Annotated in this window: 13 protein-coding genes and 1 pseudogene; 11 read left to right on the top strand and 3 right to left on the bottom strand. The window is 62.7% G+C overall.

The window, feature by feature from the left end; genetic code table 11:
• Window positions 1-35: 35 nt before the first annotated feature.
• Window positions 36-2,081: a S9 family peptidase gene (locus TMPK1_RS13340; protein WP_420243509.1), complete on the bottom strand. Its 2,046-nt coding sequence runs from the start codon at window positions 2,079-2,081 to the stop codon at window positions 36-38.
• Window positions 2,082-2,154: 73 nt separating this feature from the next.
• Between TMPK1_RS13340 and TMPK1_RS13335 the strand changes: the two genes are divergently transcribed.
• Genes TMPK1_RS13335 through TMPK1_RS13325 form a run of 3 tightly spaced genes read left to right on the top strand, consistent with a single transcriptional unit; the run spans window position 2,155 to window position 3,580 of the window.
• Window positions 2,155-2,817 carry a dienelactone hydrolase family protein gene (locus TMPK1_RS13335; protein ID WP_420243508.1) on the top strand — a complete coding sequence of 221 codons (663 nt, stop codon included), beginning with the start codon at window positions 2,155-2,157 and terminating at the stop codon, window positions 2,815-2,817.
• A 2-nt stretch (window positions 2,818-2,819) separates the two neighbouring features.
• On the top strand, window positions 2,820-3,218 hold the full coding sequence (locus TMPK1_RS13330) for a hypothetical protein (protein WP_420243507.1): 399 nt from the start codon (window positions 2,820-2,822) through the stop codon (window positions 3,216-3,218).
• Window positions 3,215-3,580, top strand: coding sequence for a hypothetical protein (locus TMPK1_RS13325; RefSeq protein ID WP_420243506.1), 366 nt, complete (start codon window positions 3,215-3,217; stop codon window positions 3,578-3,580). The genes TMPK1_RS13330 and TMPK1_RS13325 overlap by 4 nt, the downstream gene beginning before the upstream one ends.
• On the opposite strand, the gene TMPK1_RS13320 is transcribed toward TMPK1_RS13325, so the two are convergent.
• Both TMPK1_RS13320 and TMPK1_RS13315 read right to left on the bottom strand, forming a co-directional pair.
• Window positions 3,581-3,781: a PLDc N-terminal domain-containing protein gene (locus TMPK1_RS13320; protein ID WP_420243505.1), complete on the bottom strand. Its 201-nt coding sequence runs from the start codon at window positions 3,779-3,781 to the stop codon at window positions 3,581-3,583.
• 151 nt (window positions 3,782-3,932) lie between these two features.
• Window positions 3,933-4,460 (bottom strand): DUF924 family protein, encoded by a 528-nt coding sequence (locus tag TMPK1_RS13315; protein WP_420243504.1) that lies wholly within the window; start codon window positions 4,458-4,460, stop codon window positions 3,933-3,935.
• Window positions 4,461-4,505: 45 nt separating this feature from the next.
• Between TMPK1_RS13315 and TMPK1_RS13310 the strand changes: the two genes are divergently transcribed.
• The 8 genes and pseudogenes from TMPK1_RS13310 (at window position 4,506) to treY (ending at window position 23,792) form a co-directional block, all read left to right on the top strand.
• Entirely contained in the window at window positions 4,506-5,057 is a 552-nt protein-coding gene (locus TMPK1_RS13310; RefSeq protein WP_420243503.1) for a CHAP domain-containing protein, read from the top strand.
• Between the two features lie 133 nt (window positions 5,058-5,190).
• A complete protein-coding gene (locus TMPK1_RS13305; RefSeq protein WP_420243502.1) occupies window positions 5,191-6,594 on the top strand; it encodes an alpha,alpha-trehalose-phosphate synthase (UDP-forming) in 1,404 nt (467 codons plus the stop codon).
• A pseudogene (locus TMPK1_RS13300) lies at window positions 6,594-8,945 on the top strand (maltotransferase domain-containing protein); the annotation flags it as partial. The gene TMPK1_RS13305 and the pseudogene TMPK1_RS13300, both read left to right, overlap by 1 nt.
• Window positions 8,946-9,645: 700 nt before the next feature.
• Complete coding sequence (gene treS, locus TMPK1_RS13295; protein WP_420243500.1) at window positions 9,646-12,963, top strand: maltose alpha-D-glucosyltransferase; 3,318 nt, start codon at window positions 9,646-9,648, stop codon at window positions 12,961-12,963.
• Entirely contained in the window at window positions 12,960-15,173 is a 2,214-nt protein-coding gene (gene glgB, locus TMPK1_RS13290; protein WP_420243499.1) for a 1,4-alpha-glucan branching protein GlgB, read from the top strand. Before treS ends, glgB begins: the two co-directional genes overlap by 4 nt.
• Window positions 15,174-15,175: 2 nt before the next feature.
• Window positions 15,176-17,257: a glycogen debranching protein GlgX gene (gene glgX, locus TMPK1_RS13285; protein ID WP_420243498.1), complete on the top strand. Its 2,082-nt coding sequence runs from the start codon at window positions 15,176-15,178 to the stop codon at window positions 17,255-17,257.
• The gene (gene treZ / locus TMPK1_RS13280; RefSeq protein ID WP_420243497.1) at window positions 17,254-18,966 is read left to right on the top strand and encodes a malto-oligosyltrehalose trehalohydrolase; all 1,713 of its coding nucleotides are present in this window, start codon (window positions 17,254-17,256) and stop codon (window positions 18,964-18,966) included. Before glgX ends, treZ begins: the two co-directional genes overlap by 4 nt.
• Window positions 18,966-23,792, top strand: a complete 4,827-nt coding sequence (gene treY / locus TMPK1_RS13275) for a malto-oligosyltrehalose synthase (protein WP_420243496.1) — start codon at window positions 18,966-18,968, stop codon at window positions 23,790-23,792. Before treZ ends, treY begins: the two co-directional genes overlap by 1 nt.
• The last annotated feature ends 42 nt before the right edge of the window (window positions 23,793-23,834 follow it).

Genomic DNA, 23,834 nt, shown 5'->3' with positions numbered 1-23,834 from the left:
TGCAGCGACGCAGCCGGCCTTTTGTTTTTACGCGCTTAGGACTTCTTGGGAGCTGCTGGCGTCGTGGCCGCTTGTGCCTTCATCGCTGCATCCAGACCTTCGATCAGCGCGCCGCCTTCAAGCACCTGGATCGTCGAGCCTTTGAGCGAAGCCGGCGTGATTGGTTCGGCACGACCGCCCAGGCAGCGTTTCAAGAATCCTTCGGTGACCGCGTTGAACGAGATGTTGTTCGGCGGACGCGCGAAACCGTGGCCTTCGTCGGGATACAGGATGTAGGTCACGGGAATGGATTTGGCTTTCATCGCCGCCACCATCTGATCGGATTCCGCTTTGACGACGCGCGGATCATTGGCGCCTTGGCCGATCAGCAGCGGCTTTTTGATCCGGTCCACCATGAAGAGCGGCGAGCGTTCTTTCATCAAGGCGCGACCTTCTTCGGTCGCTGGATCGCCGATCGCGCGCGCGAACTGCACCAGGCCCGACGCCCAGTAGGGTGGGAACGACTTGAACATTGTTTCCAGATTCGACGGGCCGACAATGTCGACGCCGCACGCCCACACGCCGGGATCGCGCGTCATGCCAGCCAGCGTGGCGTAGCCACCATAGCTGCCGCCCATGATCGCAACCTTCTTCGGATCGGCGATATTTTCCTTCACCGCCCAGGCGACGACATCGTTGATGTCGTCCTGCATCGTGCGCATCCATTGCTTGTCGCCGGCATTGACGAAGCTTTTGCCAAAGCCGGTCGACGAACGGTAGTTGATGCTGACGACGGCATAGCCGCGATTGGCGAGCCATTGATGGTACGCGCTATAGCCGTGCACATCGCGCGCCCACGGTCCGCCGTGGATGAACGCAACCATCGGCAACGGCTTGGCGGGTTTCCCCGGCGTCGCCGTATCGCTGTCTTTCGGCAGGCTGAGATACGAAACCAGGTTCAGCCCATCGCGCGATTTCAGAACCAGCGGATGCATGCGCGTCAACGGCGCATTGGCCAGTTCGGGCCGCGCGTCGAACAGTTTGGTCAGGCTCTTCTTGTCGCGATCATAGAGATAGGTCGTGCCCGGCTTCACGTCGGTGCCGGCGCCGATCACCCACAATTTTCCGTCTTCGGTGCGCGAGCCAATGCCCCAGTCGCCGAGATCCTGTTTGGCGAGGAAGTCGAGATCCGCTTGGTAGTTCGGATCGAGCGCTTTCCAGCTCGGCAGATCGTAGTTGATCGAATAGGCAACCGGCTCGCCGGTTTCCGGATCCGAGATCGTGCCGCCGATATCGGTGCGCGCATCTTCGGCCAGAATCTTTTCCGTACCCGTCTTCAGATCGATCCGCTTCAGCGCGCCGGTGTCGCGGCCGCGACTGTCGCGCAGGAACAGCGCATCGCCGGCGCGATTGAGGCCGGTCGGTCCTGACACGCGCACGTCTTCGGGCGCGAAGGTGATCCAAGTTTCCCAACTATTGTCCGGCTTCCGGCGCAGCACTTCTTCTGCGCCGGCAGGCAGCGTCTTCACCGCAAGCGGCGTTTGAAAATCTTCGCCGCTAACGAAGCCGCCAAAGCCCGGATTTTCCGCCACCAGCTTCATCTCGCCGCTGGCGACGTCGACGCGAAACAGATCGGGATATTTCGGATCGCGCTTGTTCATCGTCACAAGGATCTCGTTGCGGATCTTGCGACTGGCGCCCGCGATGCCCGCGCGCACATTGTCGAACGGCGTCAGGTCGCGTTCGCTCTTGTCGGTGACGTCGACGCTATAGACGTGGAAATTCTCGTTGCCGCCCTTGTCCTGCAAATAGACGAGATGCTTGCCGTCATAGGTCCACGCATAGGCGCGGATGCCGCGCACCGTGTCCTTCGTCACGGCCGCACCTTGGTCGGGCTTGTCGATCGGCGCGACCCAGACATTCAGCACGCCGTTCACGGGCGCCAGCCAGGACAGATATTTGCCATCGGGGCTGATGCGGCCCTGCGCCTTGGTCGGATTTCCGAACAATGCATCGCGCGGAATCAATGGCGTGTCGGCAGCGTTGGCGGCGGCTGCCGTCGTCGCGAGCAGCAAAGCGCAAAGTGCAGTTGTTCGGATCACGGATGAGCCCCCTGGATTGGTCCTTCTTGGCCGCGATGGTGCGTCGCAAGCGCGACTGTGCCAAGCTGAATCGATGACAAAGCAAACGCTCACCGCCGATGACGGGCATAAATTCGCCGCCTATCGCGCCGACCCGGCCGGTACCGCGCGCGGCACGCTGGTCGTGCTGCAGGAAATCTTCGGCGTGAACGCGCATATCCGCCGCGTGTGCGATGGGTTTGCCGCCGACGGTTATATCGCCATCGCACCGGCCTTGTTCGACCGTGCCGAGCGCGACGTCGAGCTGGGCTATGACCAGGCGGGCTTTGCAAAAGGTCGCGAACTTGTTGGTGCGGTTGGACTTGACGGTGCAGCACGCGACATCGGTGCGACCATCGCGTCGTGCACGGGCAGAATTGGCGTCGTTGGATACTGCTGGGGTGGCGGTCTGGCGTGGCTTGCTGCGGCGCGGTTCCCAAACGTGCATGCCGCAGTCGGATATTACGGTCGTTTGATCGCAACCAATCTGCTTGGTGAAATGCCGCGCGCGGCCACGATCCTGCATTACGGCGAACACGATCCGCACATTCCGATGAGCGACGTCGATAAGGTGCGCAGCGCGCATCCCGAGATGTCGATCTTCACCTACGACGCCGGTCATGGTTTCAATTGCGAAGACCGCGCCGACTTCAATCCGAAAGCCGCGAGCTTGGCGCGCGCACGGACACTCGATTTTTTCCGCGACAAGATTGGATGACGATGACCGACCTGGGCGATCTGATCCGGATGCTGGGCGATATCCAGGGCGGGATGGACCGACTGGGTGGGCAGACGACCAAGCTGGGTGAACTAGCGGCTGCGGCGCATGACCGGTCCGACGGTTTGATGCAGCAGAATTTGGCGCTGCTGTCGCTTTGCGTCGTCGCGCTGCGGCTGTGCGCAGATATGCGGCCGGATGGATTGCAAACCGTCTTGGCGCGCCTCGAAGAAGCAGCCGACGTTCTACCGGATGACCCGCCCATGCCCGCAGCGCGGCAGATTTTCGATCGCGTCAGTGATATTCTGCGCGCGTCCGGTGGGATCCCCGCCAAGGCACCAAAGTTCGAAGTCGTGAGAGGCGGCAAGGAGCCGCCCGAAGACGATGGAGGGGCTGCATGAATCTCACCGATCCGACGTTGCTCGTCGGTTTAGGCGGCTCGCTGGTCGGCGCGATCGTCTATGCAGTTTCGAGCGAAGTGCGCGCACGCCTCGTGCAACGTTTGCAGCCGCGCCTCGATCGCGGCGAACCGATCCTGCATGCGGGACCGTTCATTCGACTGTGCTGCATTCTGATCGAGCTGACCGGATTCGGCGTCGGCCAATGGGTGCTCTATGCCGGCGTCTACGGTCTGCGCGACATTACCTTGATGCCGGTGCTGGAAATTTACGCCGCGTCGCTGGTGCCCAATTTGGGCGGGATCTTTATCGCGACGGGATTCGCGCGCGCCTTCCGCGGCTACGCGCTGCCGACCATTCGCTGATCAATAGCTGCGTTCGAAGCCGGGCAGCGATTTCGATCCGGGGCCCATGATGAACCAGCCGAAGAATCCCAGAACCGGCACGGCCAAGACGGCCATCCAGAAGATCTTTTCGCCGCGCGTCGCGGTCGTCTGCAGCGTCGATACTGCGCCCCACGCAGTGAGCAGCAGCCAGGCGACAATTCCGAGTTCGAGCATATCCATGGACGAAGATCCCTTCCGGTGCGCCAACGGCGCGGCGCAGTGACCGGTTCCGTGTAGACAGTGGGAAATTTTCCCACAACCTAGCCCATGTTTGTACGGACCGACCGGAGTCCCGTCAAGCTTCGGCACCGCGATAAACACGTGACCGAGGTTAAAACCCTGCGAACCCCGCCAGAAACGCTGCCTCTTCCTCGGTGGAGGGGCGGCCCAGCGCTGCGTTGCGGTGAGGAAATCGGCCGAACCGTTCGATGATCGCCCGGTGCTGAACGGCGAATGGATAGTTCACCGGCAGCTCGGCCTGTGCCGCCGCGAACAGCGCAACTGACCGGTCCTGGTCGGCCAGATCTTCGCTGTGCATGAACGGCACATAGAAGAAGAGCCGCTGTTCGGCCGGTCGGTCCGCATCGAAGCCGCGATCGAGTGCGACGGTGGCAACCGCGCGCGCTTTCGCGTCGGTGGCGAACGCGCGCGCCGTGCCGCGAAATAGATTTCGCGGCAGCTGGTCGAGCAATAGCAGCAGCGCCAGGGCGCGTTCGCGGTCCTTGGCCCAATCATCCAGCGCGCCCGCTGCGGCTTGCTCGACCAACGCGCCGAATTTCCGGCGCAGCGTCTCGTCGAAAGCGGGGTCGGACGCGAACCATTGGTCCGGGCCGGCTTCGACAAACCAGAAGCGCAGCAAGTCGGCTGAATCTGCGGGCGAATCAGCTAGACCCTTGCTCTCACCATGCGCGGACAAATCTTCGCCCTCCTTCTGGTACTGGCCGGCCCCTTGGCGCTCGGCGGCTGCGCCAGTGAACGCGCATCGGCGCCGCCGCAACTCGCTTCGAACCATTTACCACCACCGATTCAGTGCGTGCCGTTCGTGCGCGAGATTACCGGCGTCGAGATCTATGGCGATGCCGATACGTGGTGGGGCGCAGCGGCAGCGAAACACTATATGCGGGGATCGACGCCGCAAGTTGGTGCGGTGCTCGTGCTGCGCGCGACCGATCGTCTGCGCGTCGGACATATCGCGGCGGTACGGCAGATCGTGAACCCGCGTGAAATTCGCGTGACGCATTCCAATTGGGGCGGCGACGACGCAACGCGTCGTCTCGTGCATGACGCGATGCCGGTGTTGGACGTATCGCCGAACAATGATTGGTCGCAGACGCGTTTCTGGAACAACGCGACCAAAGGTTGGGGCGCCATCTATCCGGCGCACGGTTTCATCTATCCGAGCAAAGACACCGAACGGCGCAACGTGCCGGTTCCGAACAACATTCCGACGTCGTAAGGCATCACGCCGCAACGCGGCGAAAAAGCGGCGCGTCCCGGAACTGCCGCTTGAAAATGGGTGTTCACGTCCATGGCAGCCGTAAAGGCCGCCGACACTCGGACGATTCCACATACTGAATTGGGGCGAGGGGATGAGCCTCATCGTCGTTTCCAACCGCGTTGCGTCACCTTCGAAAGGTGCAGCACCCGGCGGACTCGCTGCGGCCTTGCTACAAGGCATCCAACGTTCAGGCGGACTGTGGTTCGGCTGGAGTGGGACGAGTGTGGCCGATCCGAACGACGCCTATCGTCCGTCGGTCGTCAAAACCGACAAAGCCGAATTCGTCACGATCGATTATCCGCAATCGTCGTTTGACGGCTTCTACAACGGCATGGCGAACGCGGCCTTGTGGCCGATCATGCACAACCGTCCCGATCTAATGGTCTTCGAAGACCGGTTCTTCGACGACTATGTCGAGATCAACCGGCGCACCGCCGAGGCGTTGGTGCGCTTCGTACAGGCGAACTCGATCCTGTGGATCCACGACTATCATTTTTTGATGCTCGCGCATTATCTGCGCGAGCGTGGCGTAAAACAGCCGATCGGTTTCTTCTTCCACACGCCGTTTGCGTCGCGCGCGTCGATTGAGTGCCTGCCGCGACATACGCAGTTGTTTGAGAAGCTGCTGTCCTACGACCTGATCGGCTTTCAGACGCAAGAAGATCTCGAAGCGTTTCACGACTACGCTGTGTCGTCGCTGGGTGCGACGCCGCAGCAGACCAACGTGCTGGAATTCGCCGGCAACTCGATCCGGCTTGCAGTCTTCCCGGTCGGCATCGATGTCGACGATTACGCGCGCATGGCCGACAGCGGTGACACGAACCCGTCGATCGCGCTGTTGCGACGCGCCCTGTCCGAGATCAACACCGTCATCGGTGTCGATCGGCTCGATTACTCCAAAGGCTTGCCGCAGCGCTTTGCTGCCTACGATCGGCTGCTCAGCGATCATCCCGAACGCAAGGGCACGGTGCAGTTCCTGCAGATTGCGCCACCGACGCGCAGCGACGTACCGGCCTACCAGCAGCTGCGCAATCAACTCGCCGGTATGGCGGGCGACATCAACGCGCGCTGGTCGACGCCGACCTGGACGCCGATCCGCTACGTCAATGAAAGCTACAGCCCGCGTGCGCTGGCAGCGTTCTTCCGCGCCAGCCGCGTGTGCTGCGTGACCCCGCTCCGCGATGGCATGAACCTGGTCGCCAAGGAATATGTCGCGGCCCAGAATCCCGACGATCCGGGCGTGCTGGTCCTGTCGCATTTTGCCGGCGCCGCGCGCGAGCTCGATGCCGCGCTGACGGTCAATCCGTACGACGTTGGTGCAACCGCGCGCGCGCTGGAACGTGCGCTGTCGATGTCGCACGGCGAGCGTCTCGAACGCTGGCTTTCGATGATCGAGACCCTGCGCCGCAACGACGTTGCCGCTTGGTTCGACGGTTTCATCGCGCAGTTGAAACGGACGCGTGCGCCCGACCGGGTCCTCGTCAAGATCGCCTGATGACCATGGATGTTACGGCGCCAGCGCCCGCAACCACGGCGCACAGCGCGCGCAAAGCCGCGCCGCGCATCTATGATCTGTTTCCGCTGATCATCGGTGACATCGACGCGCTGATCGCGCAATTGCCGCGCGTTGCGGCGATGGGCTTCGACACTGTGTTCGTCAGTTCGCTGGCCGCGGCGGAATCCGATCAGCTGGATGCGCGGCTCGGCGGCGGTCCGTTGCTGCCGGCCGTGCGGCGCCTTGCCGATGCGTCCACCGCAAACGGATTGCGGTTGATGGTAGATCTGGCGGTCGGGCGGGCAGACAGTCTGTCCGTCGCCCAGGCGCATCTGCGCGGCCTGATCGATGCCGGCGTCCGCGCGATCCAGGCCAACGCCGCGTACAAGCTGCCGGCCGGCACCTGGCGCAGCCTGATCGAAGCTGCGCGCGGCCAGGCCGACGACGTGTTGTTCGTCGCTGAAACGCTCGGCTGCACGATGCAGCAAATCGACCAGCTGGCGACGGCAGGGTTCGACTTTCTGTTCAACTCGGTGAAGTGGTGGGATCTGCGCGCACCCTGGGCGATCGAACAGCACGACCATGTGCGTCGCATCGCACCGTCGATCGGCTTTCCAGAAAGCCACGATACGCCGCGGCTGGCTGAAGAGCTGGGCCTCACCGACGCGGCGCTGATCCGGCGCGCCTATCTGCAACGCTGGGCCCTGACCTTGGCCTTCTCAACTGGCGGCATGCTGCCGGTCGGGTACGAGTTCGGATTCCGCCGCGCGCTCGACGTTGTGCGTTCGCGACCTTGGCCGCGCGAAGCGCCTGCCTTCGATCTGTCAGAAGACATTGCCGCCATCAATCGTGCCGCTGCGTCGATCCCAGCGCTGCAGCAGGACGGATCGTTACGCCGCGTCGATCTCGGTGGCGCGGTTGCGTTGATCCGCACCAGCGACGATGGCCGCCACAGCGCGATCTTTCTCACGCGCACCGACGGCGACGTGACGATCGAGATCGACCGGTTCGCCTTGGCACGGCTGGTCGACGCACCGGAAGAGTCGTTGCGCGACTGCACGCCTGGCGCCGACGAAATCGAACCGCGTGCGCGTATCGCGCTGGCGCCTTACGGTTTTCATCTCTTCGCGCTTGATCGCGCGACGCGTACCAGCGAAGCGCGGCCGCAGCTGCCTGCCGCGCACCATCCCGACTGGTCGCCGCTGGCGCGGGTCGCGATCGAGAATGTCTGGCCCGAGCTGGATGGCGGCCGCTTTCCGGTCAAGCACACGGTCGGCGACCGGGTCGAAGTCTGGGCCGACATTTTGCGCGATGGGCACGATGTGCTTGCAGCGCGCGTGCGTTATCGCCGCCCCGGGGAGGCGGGTTGGCATTTCGCGCGCCTGCTGCCTTACGACAACGACCGTTGGACCGGCGACTTCGTCGTCGATCGTCCCGGCCGTTGGTTCTTCACCGTCGAAGCCTGGACCGACGCGTTCGAAAGCTGGCGGCGCGACACGTTGAAGAAGCAGGCGGCGGGGCAAAGTCTCGACCTCGATCTCGCTGAGGGCCACCTTGTTGTCGGCAAGGCGCTGCAAGAAGCGACCGGACCGGCGCGCGAACAGCTGACCAAGCTGCTCGACAATCGCGTGTCGTTGTTGTCGCCCGAATTGCGCGATGCGGTGCGTGCGATCCAGCCCAAGCGCGATCTGACCGCCTACGAGCGCACGCTGGAAATCACCGTCGATCGGCGTGTGGCGCAATTCGCGTCCTGGTACGAATTCTTTCCGCGCAGCCAGGGTGATGACCCGACACGCGGCACGAATTTCGACGACTGCATCGCGCGTCTGCCGGCGATTCGCGATCATGGATTCGACGTCGTCTATCTGACGCCGATCCATCCGATCGGACGCACCAACCGCAAAGGCGCCAACAATTCGCTGACCGCCGGGCCGGACGAGCCTGGCAGTCCGTACGCGATCGGTGCCGACGAAGGCGGGCACGATGCGGTGCATCGCGATCTGGGCGGCATCGACGCATTCCGGCGGTTTCAAAGCGCGGTGCGCGAGCACGGTATGGAAGTCGCGCTGGACTTCGCCATCCAGTGTTCGCCCGATCATCCCTGGCTAAAGGACCACAAAGACTGGTTCCAGTGGCGGCCCGACGGATCGATGCGCTACGCGGAAAATCCGCCGAAGAAGTACGAAGACATCGTCAATGTCGAGTTCTACGGGCCGCACCGGCAGGCCTTGTGGAATGCGCTGCGCGACGTGGTTCTGTTCTGGGTGTCGGAAGGCGTCAAAATCTTTCGTGTCGACAATCCGCACACCAAGCCGCTGCCGTTCTGGGAGTGGATGATCCGTGAAGTGCAGGCGCGCGATCCCGACGTGATCTTCCTCGCCGAAGCTTTCACGCGTCCGAAGATGATGAAGCGTCTGGCCAAAGCCGGCTTCACGCAGAGCTATACCTACTTCACCTGGCGCAACACCAAGGCGGAGTTGATCGAGTATGTGCGTGAATTGTCGGGCGAGATGCGCGCCTATTATCGCCCGAACTTCTTCCCCAACACGCCCGACATTCTGCCCAAGTTTCTGCAGACGAGTGGCGTGCCGGGGTTCCGGATTCGCTTCCTGCTCGCATCGCTGCTGTCGAGCATCTACGGCATCTATCAAGGCTTCGAACTTGCTGAGGCGCGGGCCGTGCCGGGCAAGGAAGAATATCTCGACAGCGAAAAGTACCAGTACAAAGTCTGGGATCTCGATCGGCCCGGCAACATCAAGCCGCTGATCAGTCGCGTGAACCAGCTGCGCCGCCAATATCCGGCGCTGCAGGATTTCGCCAATGCGCGCTTTCTCGACGCGCAAGACGACCAGGTTCTGTTCTTCGCCAAAGACGCGCCCGATCGCAGTCACGTGATCTACGCCGCGATCCTGCTCGACCCGCAACGCGGCCGGTCGTGCCCGATCGAACTGTCGCAAGGCACTTACACAGACCTGCTGCGCCAGCACAGCGTCACCTTTCAATCCTGGCCGACGATCACGCTGACGCCGGACGAACCATGTCTGCTGCTGCATGCAACGCCGAACTGACGACGACAAAAACATGATCGCGACTTCGACGCAGGCCGATACGGCGCGCTCGACGGACCCAAGTTGGTTCAAAGACGCGATCATCTATCAGCTGCATGTGAAGTCGTTCTTCGACGCCAACAATGACGGCGTCGGCGACTTTGCCGGCCTGACGCAACGGCTCGATCATTTGCAAGATCTCGGCGTCGATGTGATCTGGCTGTTGCCGTTCTATCCGTCACCGCTGCGCGATGACGGCTACGACATTGCGGACTACAGCGCGATCAATCCGTCCTACGGCAGTATGCGCGACTTCCGCGGCTTCGTGCGCGAAGCGCATGCGCGCGGCATGAAAGTCGTGACCGAGCTGGTGATCAATCACACCTCGGACCAGCATCCGTGGTTTCAGCGTGCGCGCCGCGCGCCGAAAGGATCGCGCGCACGGAATTGGTACGTCTGGTCGGATACGGATCAGAAATATCTTGAGACGCGCATCATCTTCAAAGACACCGAGACGTCCAACTGGACCTGGGATCCGGTGGCCGGCCAATATTTCTGGCACCGGTTTTTCAGCCACCAGCCCGATCTGAATTTCGACAATCCCTTGGTGATGAAATCCATCATCAAGATCATGTATCAGTGGTTGGAAATGGGCGTTGACGGGCTGCGGCTCGACGCGATTCCGTATCTCGTCGAACGCGACGGGACCAATAACGAGAATCTGCCCGAAACGCACAAAGTCATCAAAGATCTGCGCGCTGCGCTCGATGCGCGCTTTCCCGATCGCTTCTTGCTCGCTGAAGCGAACCAGTGGCCGGAAGACACGCAGCATTATTTCGGCGACGGCGACGAATGCCACATGGCGTTCCACTTTCCGCTGATGCCGCGCATGTACATGGCAGTGGCGCGCGAAGACCGTCATCCGATCACCGACATTATGCGTCAGACGCCGGACATTCCGGCGAACTGCCAATGGGCGATCTTTCTGCGCAACCATGACGAGCTGACGCTCGAAATGGTGACCGACAAAGAGCGCGATTATTTGTGGTCGACCTATGCCGCCGATCCGCGTGCGCGCATCAATCTCGGCATTCGCCGCCGCCTTGCGCCGCTAATGGACAATGACCGGCGCAAGATCGAGCTGATGAACAGTCTGCTGATGTCGATGCCCGGCACGCCGGTCATGTATTACGGCGACGAGATCGGCATGGGCGACAATGTCTATCTTGGTGACCGCAACGGCGTGCGCACGCCGATGCAATGGTCGCCCGACCGTAGCGGCGGCTTCAGTCGCGCCGATCCGGCGTCGCTGTTGCTGCCGCCGATTCAGGACCCGGTCTACGGCTTTCAGGCAATCAATGTCGAAGCGCAAGCGCGCAACTCGGCGTCGTTGCTGAATTGGATGAAGCGGCTGATCGCAGCGCGACGCGCGCGGGCGAAGGTGTTCGGCCGCGGCACGCAGCGTTTCCTCTATCCCAAGGAACGTCCGATCCTTGCCTATGTGCGCGAATATGAAGGTACGTCGGTGCTGTGCATCGCGAACCTGTCGCGCGCGGCGCAGGCGACCAGCCTCGATCTCTCCGCATGGCGCGGCCGCGTACCCGTCGAAGTGCTGGGCCGTTCACGTTTTCCGATCGTCGGCGACACGCCCTACACGCTGACTTTGCCGCCTTACGGGTTTTATTGGTTCGATCTCGCCGATCCGGGCGAGCTGCCCGACGACATCGAACCGTTGGCGCAGACGATGCTGCCGGAATACGTCACCTTGGTGGTGAGCGGTGGCGCGCCGGTTCTCGACCAGCGCAATCGCGGTTTTCTGGAACACGATATTCTGCCCGACTGGATGGCGGCGCGGCGCTGGTTCGCCGACAAAGCCTCGGCGCGTGCCCGGCCGCGCATCACCGACCGTGTCGTGCTGGAAAGCGGCGTTGCCGGACTCGTGTTCGTCGATCACCTGACCGCGGACGGCACGACGCAACATTACCAGCTTCCCTTCGCAGCTGATTGGACGGCGCTCAGCGACCTGCCGACGCCGCGCCTGACCGGCGTCGTCGCCAAGCTGCGCCGCGGACCACGCGAAGGCGTGCTGGTCGATGCAGCCGGCACGCCGGGCTTTGCACCGATGCTGTTGGGCTTGATGCGCAGCGGACGCGAAGTTCTGACCGAGACCGGTGCGCGCATCGTGGCACGTGGAACGCCCGAGCTCGCCGATCTCGATCTCACTGGCGTCGAGGCGACGCCGGTCGGCGGCGAACAATCCAATAGTTCGATGCTGATTCCCGAGCGCGCGGTGGTGAAGCTCTACCGCAAAGTCGAACCGTCGCTGCATCCGGAAATCGAGATGGGCCGCTTCCTCACCGAAGCGGGCTACGCCAACACGCCGACGTTCTTCGGTTCGATCGAGCGGCTGGATGAAAGCGGCACGCCGACCGCGCTCGCGGTTGCGCATCGCTATGTCTTGAACCAGGGCGATGCCTGGTCGCACGCAATCGGCTGGCTGCGCCGCTTCGTTGACGAACATGCGCTGTTGCCGGTCGAAGAAATCGCGGCACGTCCCGACATTGCGGGCGAGTATCTGGTGCTGGCCGCGCAAATGGGCCGACGTCTGGCCGAACTGCATCAAGCCTTGGCATCGCGGCCGGACGTGCCTGCCTTCGCGCCTGAGCCGATCACCAGCCAGGACTTCGATGCCTGGGAAGCGACGCGGCGTACGCGTATCGACGCAACCTTGACGCGGCTCGAACGCAGCCTCGGCTCGCTCGACAATCAGACGCGCGAAATCGCCGAGCAGCTATTGGCGCGTCGCGCCGACATTGCCGCCAAACTGTCGCTGCCGCGCGGCGAAGACTATGGCGTGAAGATTCGCGTGCATGGCGATCTGCATCTCGGCCAATTGCTGATTACGCGCGCCGACGTCCAGATCGTCGATTTCGAAGGCGAGCCGGCCAAGAATCTCGCCGACCGGCGGTACAAGACGATGCCCGCCGCCGACGTTGCGGGCATGTTGCGCAGCTTCGACTACGCAGCCTGGACGGTGTTGCGCGAAGTGCTGCCCGACCAGGCGCAACGCCGCAACATCGTCGAAGGTTTGGCCTTCGGCTGGCGCGAGCGCGCGCAGATGGCGTTCCGCACCACCTACGAAGAGACGCTGGCGGGCGATCGCAAGTTCGCCAGCGGCGATGCGTCGTCCGCCCTGCTCGATGCGGCGACGATCGATCGCGCTTTCTACGAAATCGATTACGAGCTCGCGAACCGTCCAGCCTGGGCGGTGATTCCGTTGGCTGGCGCGTTGACCTTGCTGTTTCCGCCGGAGGAACAATGACCGTGCTGGACGACGAACTGCGCCGTGAAGCACGGCCCAGCACGGCCGACATCGAAGCGCTGATTGCTGGGCGTCATCGCGATCCGTTTGGCTTGCTTGGTCCGCACCGGCTGCAGCAGGGCTGGGTGCTGCGCACCTTCCAGCCCGATGCCGCCAACATCGAAGTCGTCGATCGCGACGGCGCCGTGCTTGCCGTCGCGACGAAGCTGCATCCGGCTGGCCTGTTTGAAGCGTCGCTCGATCGTGCGCCTGGCAGTTATCGCTGGCGCGTGCATTGGCCGTTGGGTCCGCTCGACATCGAAGACCCGTATCGCTTCCCGCCGATCCTCGGCGATCTCGACGTGCATCTCTGGCGCGAAGGCCGGCATCACCGTCCGTGGGACAAGTTCGGCGCGCATGCGATCGAGCTCGACGGCGTTACCGGCGTCGCGTTTGTCGTCTGGGCACCCAACGCGCGCCGCGTCAGCGTCGTGGGCGATTTCAACCAGTGGGACGGGCGCCGTCATCCGATGCGGCTGCGCCATGATGCTGGTGCGTGGGAATTGTTCGTGCCCGGCGTCGCGCCGGGCGCGCACTACAAATTCGAACTGCTCGACGCCAACGGTGCGCTGCTGCCGCAGAAAGCAGATCCGTTTGCGTTTCGCGCCGAGCTTCGTCCGCGCACCGCGTCGATCGTGGACGATCCTGCACCGGTCGCATGGAACGACGATGCCTGGATGAAATCGCGCGCCGAACGTCACGCGACGGGCGCGCCGATCTCGATCTACGAAGTGCATCTCGGTTCTTGGCGGCGCCATTGGGACGGGAATCGCTGGTACTCGTATCGCGACCTCGCCGACACGCTGGTGCCCTACGTCAAAGATCTCGGCTTCACCCATGTCGAGTTCATGCCGGTCAATGAATTCCCGTTCGATGGTTCGTGGGGCTATCAGCCGACCGGCCTCTACGCACCGACCAGCCGCTACGGCACGCCGCAGGATTTTCAATATCTGATCGATGCGTTTCACCAGGCCGGGATCGGCGTCATCGTCGATTACGTCGCAGCGCATTTTCCCAATGATCCGCATGGGCTCGGCGATTTCGACGGCACGCATCTCTACGAACATGCCGACCCGCGCCAGGGATTTCATCCCGACTGGAATTCGCTGATCTACAATCTCGAACGGCCGGAAGTGTCGAACTTCCTGACCGGCGCCGCGATCTATTGGGGCGAGCGGTTTCATATCGATGGGCTGCGCTTCGATGCAGTCGCGTCGATGCTGTATCTCGATTACAGCCGCAAGGCCGGCGAATGGGTGCCGAACAAATTCGGTGGGCGCGAAAATCTCGGCTCGATCGAATTCCTGCGCAAGCTGAACGAGCTTTGGTACGAGCGCTTTCCCGGCGCGATGACGGCGGCCGAAGAATCGACCGCGTGGCCCAACGTGTCGCGCCCGACCTATGTCGGCGGCTTGGGATTCGGCTGGAAATGGAACATGGGCTGGATGCACGACACGCTGAAATATGTTGAGCGTGAGCCGGTCTATCGCGCCTGGCACCAGAACGAGATCACCTTCAGCCTCGTCTATGCCTTCAGCGAGAATTTCATTCTGCCGCTCAGCCACGACGAGGTGGTGCATGGCAAAGGCTCGCTGCTGACGAAAATGCCCGGCGATGCCTGGCAGAAATTCGCCAACCTGCGCGCCTACTACGCGTTCATGTGGACGCATCCCGGCAAGAAGTTGCTGTTCATGGGTTGCGAGATCGCGCAAGCGCGCGAGTGGAATCACGACAGCGAATTGGACTGGGGCCTGCTTGATCAGCCTGGCCACGAAGGCGTGCAACGTCTGGTGCGCGATCTGAACGCGCTCTACCGCGCGACGCCATCGCTGCATCGCTTTGACACCGAGCCGCATGGCTTTGAATGGGTCGAGGCATCCGACAACCAGAATTCAGTCATCGCCTTTTTGCGCAAAGGCGACGAAGGCGACGCGCCGTCGCTGACCATCTGCAACTTCACGCCGTCGGTGCGGCATCACTATCGCGTCGGTGTACCGGGGCCGGGCAGATGGCGCGAAGCGCTCAACAGCGACAGCCACTTTTATGGCGGCTCGAACGTGCATAACGGCGACGGCGTCGAGGCCGAACCAATCGGCAGCCAAGGCCGTGCCTGGTCGATCGCGCTGACTCTGCCCCCGTTGGCAACACTGATTCTCGTTCCGGCGGTTTGAACATGGCGCTCGTTCGAAGCACGCGGCTGCAGCCGGGCTTGCCGTTTCCGCTCGGCGCGACTTGGGACGGGCGCGGCGCTAATTTCGCGCTCTTCTCGGCCAACGCGACCAAAGTCGAATTGTGCCTGTTCGACGCCAACGGTGCGCGCGAGATCGAACGCATCACCTTGCCCGAATATACCGACGAGGTCTGGCACGGCTATTTGCCGGACGCGCGGCCGGGGCAGATCTACGGCTATCGCGTGCACGGCCCGTACGAGCCCAGCGCGGGACATCGCTTCAATCCGCACAAGCTGCTGCTCGACCCGTACGCAAAGCAGTTGCGCGGCGATCTGCAATGGACCGACGCGCATTTCGGCTATCGCGTCGGCCATGCCAAAGAAGATTTGTCGTTCGACCGTCGCGACAATGCGCGGCAGATGCCGAAATGCGTGCTGGTCGACGGCGCCATTCCAAATCATCGCCGGCCCAACATCCGTTGGACCGACACGATCGTCTACGAAGCGCATGTGCGCGGCCTGACCATGCGCAATGGCGGCGTGCCGGGCCATCTGCGCGGCAAGTTCACGGCGCTGGCTTCGGATGCGATCGTCGAACATCTGCAGGCGCTGGGCGTCACGGCGCTCGAATTGCTGCCGGTGCATGGCTTCGTGCAGGACCGGTATTTGGTGCAGAAGCAGCTGACCAATTACTGGGGCTATAATTCGATCGCCTTCTTCGCGCCCGAACAACGTTACGGCACGCCGGACGAGTTTCGCTCGACCGTGCTGAAGCTGCACGATGCCGGCATCGAGGTGATTCTCGACGTGGTCTACAACCACACGGCCGAAGGCAATCACATGGGCCCGACGCTGTCGCTCAAAGGCATCGATAACGCCAGCTACTATTGGCTGATGCCCGACAATCGTCGCTTCTACGACGATTTCACCGGCTGCGGAAATTCGCTCAACCTGCATCATCCGCGCGTGCTGCAGATGGTGCTCGACTCCCTGCGTTGGTGGGTCGAAGGAATGGGCGTCGACGGATTCCGCTTCGACCTTGCGACGACGTTGGGACGCGGACCGAACGGATTCGATCCGTGGGGCGGCTTCTGCAAAGCGATCGGCCAGGATCCGGTGCTCAGCAAAGTGAAGCTGATTGCTGAACCATGGGACATGGGTATGGGCGGCTATCAGGTCGGCGGCTTTCCGCCTGGTTGGTCGGAATGGAACGACAAGTTTCGCGATACCGCGCGCAAATTCTGGCGCGGTGACGGCGGCTTGATCGGCGACATGGCGAAACGCATCACCGGATCGGCCGATATTTACGGCAATCGCGGACGCCGCCCGTGGTCGAGCGTCAATTTCGTGACGGCGCATGACGGTTTCACGCTTGCCGATCTGGTTGCCTATGACGGCAAGCACAACGAAGCCAACCTGGAAGACAATCGCGACGGGTCGGACGACAATTCCAGTTGGAATGGCGGCGTCGAAGGCCCGACCGACGACAAAGAGATTCTCGCCAATCGCGCGCGCCGGCAGCGCAATTTGCTGGCGACGCTGTTTCTCAGCCAGGGCGTGCCGATGTTGTTGGCGGGCGACGAGTTCGGCAACTCGCAGAACGGCAACAACAACGCCTATGCGCAGGACAATGAAATCGGCTGGGTTGATTGGCCCGAACCGATTCCGGGCGACGGCTCGTTGCTCGACTTCGTGCGCACGTTGATCCGTTTGCGCAAAGCACATCCGAATTTGCGCCGGGCGCGGTTTCTGACCGGGCAGCCGAGCGGTGAAGCCGGCATCAAGGACATCACCTGGGTGACGCCCGACGGTACCGAAGCCAACCAGGAAGATTGGGACTTTCCCGATGCGCGCCTGTTCTCGTTCGTCATTGCCCCGGCCGGTCGCGCGCCGGCTTTGTGGGTGATTTGCAACGGCCATTTCGAACCGGTCGAATTCACCGTGCCGCCGCAGATTTTCGGTGGCGGTTGGCGCGCAATGCTCGACACGGCCAGTGACACTGGCCGCGGCGACGGCACAATTCTCCATCCAGGCGACCGATTGACCGTCGTCGATCGGAGCCTGCAACTCTTCGAAGCGGAATGATCCGTCGCCGGCACGACATGCCGTGGGGCGCGCAGCTGCACGACGGCACGACGCGCTTTCGTGTCTGGGCCCCGCGCGCCGACAAGCTCGATCTGCTGATCGAAGGTGGTGCGACCCATGCGATGCAGCGCGATGAAGCAGGTTGGTGGTCGCTGACGATCGCGGCACCTGCGGGCACGCTCTATCGCTATCGCGCCGATGACGGTCTTGCGGTTCCCGATCCAGCCTCGCGCCGCCAACCCGACGGGCCGCACGGGCCCAGCGAGGTGGTCGATCCACATGCATATGCATGGCGCGATCTCGGCTGGCGCGGCCGGCGGTGGGAAGAAACCGTGCTCTACGAATTGCATATCGGCACCTTCAGCCGCGATGGCACGTTCCTGGGCGCGATCCAACATCTCGATCACATTCGCGCGCTGGGCGCGACGGCGCTGGAGATTCTGCCCATCGCGGAATGTCCGGGGAAACGCAATTGGGGCTATGACGGCGTCCAGCTTTTCGCGCCCGAACAAGCCTACGGCACGCCGGACGACTTCAAAACGCTGGTCGAAGCCGCGCACGAACGCGGCCTTTCGGTGTTGCTCGACGTTGTCGACAATCACTTCGGGCCGGAAGGAAATTATCTCAACGCGCTGGCGCCCGACTTCTTCACCGATGCGCACCAGACGCCGTGGGGTGCCGCGATCAATTTCGCGCAGCAGCCGGTACGGGATTTCTATTGGCACAATGCGCTGTACTGGCTCGAAGAGTTCGATCTCGACGGGCTACGCTTCGACGCCGTGCACGCGATTTACGACGACGAGATCATGCTTGCGATCACATCGGCGCTCCGCGCCTATCGTCGCGACCGGCCGGTCTTGCTGGTGATCGAGAATGAACGCAACGAAGTGCGCTATCTCGATCGTGATGCAAGCGGGCGCCCGCTCTATTACGACGCGCAGTGGAACGACGACATGCATCATGTCATGCACGTCCTCTGCACCGGCGAGGAGCAGGGCTACTACAAGCCATTCACCAAAGACACGGTTGCGAAGCTGGGCAAGGTGCTGGCCGAAGGTTTCGTGCGCGGCGAGGGCAGTGCGCGTCTGCCGTCCAGCGGCTTCATTCCGTTTCTGCAGAACCATGATCAGATCGGCAATCGCGTGCATGGCGAGCGGATCGATGCGCTTGCCGATCCGGTTGCGTTGGGTGCGATGACGCGGATTCTGTTGCTGCAACCGCAGCCGCCGCTGCTGTTCATGGGCGAAGAATGGGCCGCGTCGACGCCCTGGCCGTATTTTGCGCAGATGGGCGACGAGCTGGCGGACGCGATCCGCGCCGCGCGCAAACAGGAACATGGATTCGAAGGCGAGGGGCTCGACCCGTGCGGCGAAGAAAGTTTTCTTGCCGCTAAGCTGAACTGGGACGAAGTCGAGACCGGCGCGCACGCCAAGCGCCTGGCGCTGTATCGGCGGCTGCTGGCTCTGCGTGCCAAAGAAATCACGCCTCTTCTGCTCGGTGCACGCGGGATAGAATATCGCGTCGACGATGCGGTGCTGCGCGTCGTCTGGCGATTGGGTGACGGCAGCGCATTGCGGCTGCTCGCCAATTGCAGCAATGCAAGCGCGCTGCGCGGCGAGGCGCTGGAAGGACGGTTGATCGAAGGCGAAGCGGGCGAATTGCTGGCGCCCTGGTCGGTCGCCTTTGCTGTAGACCGGCGGGCGCACTGATGGCGTTCGAAGATCCCTGGCTGCGTCTGGCCCGCCGTGTCGGGCTGGAAATCAGCTATCGCGACGCGTGGGGCACCGAACGCGAAGCGCCGCAAGAAGCGGTTGAACGCGTGCTTGCCGCGCTTGGCCTGGGCGACGATCCGGTCGCGGCCGAGCTGCGCGTGCGACGACAAAGCGAAGCGCGCCTGGTTCCGCCGATCCTTCTCGCATCGCCAGTGATCTTGGCGCTGCCGGCGGAAACGTCGGGCGACATCGCGGTCGAATTGGTGCGCGAAGACGGAACCAGCGAGCGCTTCACGCACGACGCGTTCAGCCTGCGGTTGGTTGAAACGATCGAACTTGGCGGCGAGCGGTTCGATCGGCGTGCGCTGGATCTGCCTGCAGACCAGCCGCTCGGCTATCACACGCTGACCGTGACGTTCGATGGCGAACGTGCGTCCGCGCGCTGGATCGTGGCGCCGCCGCAATGTTTCCAGCCGTGGCGCGAAGGTGACGAGCCCGGACGCTATTGGGGCATGGCGGTGCAGCTCTACGCGCTCCGCAGTCCGCGCAATTGGGGCATTGGTGATTTCAGCGATCTCGAAGATCTGATCGAACGCGCCTCGGCGATGGGCGCCGATGCGGTCGGCATCAATCCGCTGCACGCGTTGTTTCCCGACGAACCCGAACGCGTCAGCCCCTACAGCCCGTCGACGCGCCTCTATCGCAACTATCTCTATCTCGACGTCGAAGCGATCGAAGAATTCGCCGATTGTGATGAGGCGCAGGCGCTGGTTTCGAGTCTCGATTTCCAGCGCGAGCTGGGCCGGCTGCGCGCGGTGCCGTTGGTCGATTATGCCGGCGTTGCCGCGGCAAAACTGCGCGTGCTGCGGATTTTGTTCCAGCATGTGCAGACGCACGGCAGCAAACGATTCGACGCCTATCGTGTGCGCGAAGGTTCGAGCTTGCGCCGGTTGGCGACGTTCGAAGTGCTGCGCGCGACGTTGTCGGCCAGCGATTTCTCGCAGCGCGACTGGCGCGGCTGGCCCGAAGCGTATCGCAATCCCGACTCGCCCGAGACGTTGCAATTCGCCGCCGACCATCCCGACGAAGTCGCCTTTCACGAATGGCTGCAATTCGTCATCGACGAGCAAGCGACGCGCGCCGGTGCGCGGGCGCAGGTCGAAGGCATGCGCCTCGGCGTCTATGCCGATCTCGCAGTCGGCGCCGATGCTGGCGGCAGCGAAGCCTGGTGGAATCAGAAAACCGTCGTATCGGGCCTTTCGATCGGCGCGCCGCCCGACGCGATGTCGACGCAGGGGCAGGATTGGGGGCTGCCGCTGTTCAATCCGGTCACGTTGCGCGAACAAGGATTGTTGCCGTTCATGCTGATGATCCGCAGCGCGATGCGCGGCGTCGGCGTGCTGCGCATTGATCACGTGTTGGGGTTGATCCGCCTCTTTTGCATTCCCTGGGGCATGAAGCCGAGCCAGGGCCTGTATGTGCGCTATCCAGTCGACGAGTTGCTGGCGGTGATTGCGCTGGAATCGGTGCGCGCGCGCTGCCTCGTCATCGGCGAAGATCTCGGCACCTTGCCGCCCGGCGTCAGCGAGAAGCTGCAGAGCGTCGGCATTCTTTCGTACAAGGTTTTGTATTTCGAACAGGACGACGCGCGCTTCAAAGATCCACACGATTGGCCTGCCGACGCGCTCGGTTGCATCGGTACGCACGATCTGCCGCCGTTGGGATCCTTCTGGCGCGGCGACGATATTGCGCTGCGCGGACGGTTGGGGCTCGTCGACGACGATGCGGCGCGCCGGTGGCAAGGCAATCGCACGCGCGAACGCGAAGGGCTGAAAGACCTCGCGCGCAAGATCGAACCGGATGCGGTTCTGTCGGACGAGATTCCGCCCGCGCGTCTTCTCTACACGGCGCTGGGGCGGGGCGCGCCGCGGCTGGTGATGGTGCAATTCGAAGATCTGTTGCCCGAAGCGCAGCAGGTCAATCTGCCAGGCACGTATGACGAGCATCCGAATTGGCGCAACAAGCTGCCGTTCGATCTTGCAGCCATGTTTGCCGACAATCGCGTTCTCGACGTGGTGCAGGCGGTTGCGGCCGAGCGTGGCGGACCGCGCCGTGCGCCCGATGAAGAAGCGGTGTTGCCGCTGTCGGTGCCGTCGGCGACGTACCGGCTGCAATTCAATGCCGACTTCACCTTCGACGATGCGGTGAAGGTCCTGCCGTATCTGGCGTCGTTGGGTGTAACGCACGTCTATTCGTCGAGTTTTCTGTCGGCGCGCGCCGGTTCGACCCACGGTTACGACGTCACCGATCACGGCATGATCAACCCCGAAATCGGCGGCGAAGAAGGATTCGCCCGCTTCATCGAAGCGCTGCGCGCCAATGGTCTGCAGCAGATTCTCGACTTCGTGCCGAACCATATGGGCGTCAACCGGTCGGGCAATGTCTGGTGGCTCGACGTGTTGGAGTGGGGGCCTACCTCGCCCTTCGCCAAATATTTCGACATCGATTGGAACAGCCCGCGCCGTTTGCTGCAGGGAAAGATCCTGTTGCCGCTGTTGGGCGATCAGTACGGCGTGGTGCTGGAGTCGGGCGAGCTGGAATTGCGTTTCGACGCCGGCGGTTTCGCCGTCTGGTACCACGAGCATATGTTTCCGCTGCGACCGGATTCGTATGCCGATGTCCTGCATCAATGCGAACACGCAGCATGCACCGACGCAGCCAGGGCGTTCGACGATCTACCGGCGGCGTCGACCGAAGCGCGTTTGAAGACGGCGCAAGCCAAGGCGGCGTTGGCGCAACTGGTGCAGGCCGACGAAGTTGCGCGCGAAGAAATCGAACAGATCTGCACGTCGATCCAGCCCGCCGCGCTGCACGAGCTGCTGGAGAAACAGCATTACAGGTTGGCGGCATGGCGCACCGCGGCCGACGAAATCAACTATCGCCGCTTCTTCGACATCAACGACTTGGCCGGCATTTGCGTCGAAGACCCCGAAGTCTTCGAGGCGGTGCATCGCGGTCTGGCGCGTCTATTTGCCGAAGACGCAATTCAGGGCCTGCGCATCGATCACATCGATGGGCTTGCCGATCCGGCGCAATATCTCGCGCGGCTGCAGGAATTCGCCGGGCGCTACCGGCCGCAACGCGCCGACGACGTGCCGATCTGGGTTGAAAAGATTCTGGCCGACGACGAAGCGCTGCGCCCGGTTTGGCGCGCCGCCGGAACGACCGGCTACGAAGTTGCGACGTTGCTGACCGGGCTGCATGTCGACCCGGCGGGCGAGGCGGTGTTGACGTCACTGTGGCGCGACATGTCGGGTGACACGCGCGGCTTCGATGCGGTTGCGCGCGAAGCCAAGCACCAGACGATGGAAAGCGTGTTGTCGAGCGAGCTCGAACGGCTTGCCGACCAGCTCGACCGGTTGGCGAAACAGTCGGTCAAGACTCGCGACTTCACCGTGCCGCGTCTGAAGCTGGCGTTGGCGGAGATCGTTGCGTCAATGGAGGTGTATCGCACCTATATCGCCGAACGCGGCGCGCGCGACGAAGATCGCAAACGCCTGGCGCAAGCGGTCGAAATTGCGAAGCTGCATTGGATCGGGCCCGATGTCAGCGCAATCGACTTCGCACATCGCGCGCTGACCGGCGATCTGGCGCAGGACGCGGATTATAGCGGCGGCGACGTCGAAGCGCTGATTCAACGCTTCCAGCAATATACCGGACCGGTGATGGCCAAGTCGGTCGAGGACACCGCGTTCTATCGGCACGCGCGGTTGTTGGCGTTGAACGAAGTCGGCGGCAATCCAGCGCGCTTTGGTGCGACGGTCGAAGAATTCCACGCCACCAACCGAATCCGGTCGCGCCATTGGCCGAAGACTTTGTTGGCTTCGTCGACGCACGACACCAAGCGCGGTGAAGATGCGCGCGCGCGGCTGGCGACATTGTCGGAATATGCCGATGACTGGCACCACGCGGTGCAAGGCTGGATGCAGCAAAGCTATGCGTGGCGCGGCACGGCCGGTCCGAGCGATGCCGACGCGTATTTTCTGTTTCAAACCCTGATCGCGTCCTGGCCCGATACGCCGGATGCGACCTATCCTGATCGCCTCGCTGTATATTTCGAGAAAGCACTGCGCGAAGCCAAGCTCGGCACGAGCTGGATCGATCCCAACGAAGAATACGAACGGGATTGTGTTGGCTTTGCACGCCGTTGCGCGACCGACGCAGCGTTCGGCGCGTCGGTCGATGCGTTTCTTGCGCGCGTCGTTGCGCTGGGGCGCATGAACTCGATTGCTGAAACGGTGTTGCGCCTGACCGTGCCGGGCGTCCCCGACATCTATCAGGGTGCCGAGCTGTGGAATCTGTCGTTGGCTGATCCGGACAATCGGCGACCGGTCGATTATGCGTTGCGCGCTGGCATGTTGCGCGACGAAGCGCCGGCCTGGACGAGCGATGATCTTCGCACCGGGCGAACAAAATTATCGGTGTTACGTGGCCTGCTGCGCTTGCGCCGGCGTCATCCCAATCTATTTGCAACTGGTGACTATCAACCGCTCTTTGCTGCGGGAGCGGATGCCGATCGGATTGTCGGCTTCACGCGTAGCAATCCGCGCCGCACGTTGCTTGTGCTGGCGGGGCGGCGCATGGCGCCTTTATTGGTTGGCGAGTCAATTGATTGGCGGCGCGCCGATGCAACGATCCAGCTCCCGCCGGGTCAGTTGTGGCGTGAAGTTCTGAGTGGGCGGCATCTTGGATCGCGTGAAGCGACCAGCGTCGCAAACCTACTGGGAACGCGGCCAGCGACCGTTTGGGTCGCCGATCGATGAATTCGCGTGGCAGACGAAATAAGGAAGCAAGACCTATCGGTC

This window comes from Roseiterribacter gracilis, assembly GCA_018332375.1.
GTDB lineage: Bacteria > Pseudomonadota > Alphaproteobacteria > BOG-932 > Roseiterribacteraceae > Roseiterribacter > Roseiterribacter gracilis.
The sequence above is the reverse complement of the archived record's forward strand: the minus strand, read 5'-3'. Positions and strand labels throughout refer to the sequence as shown.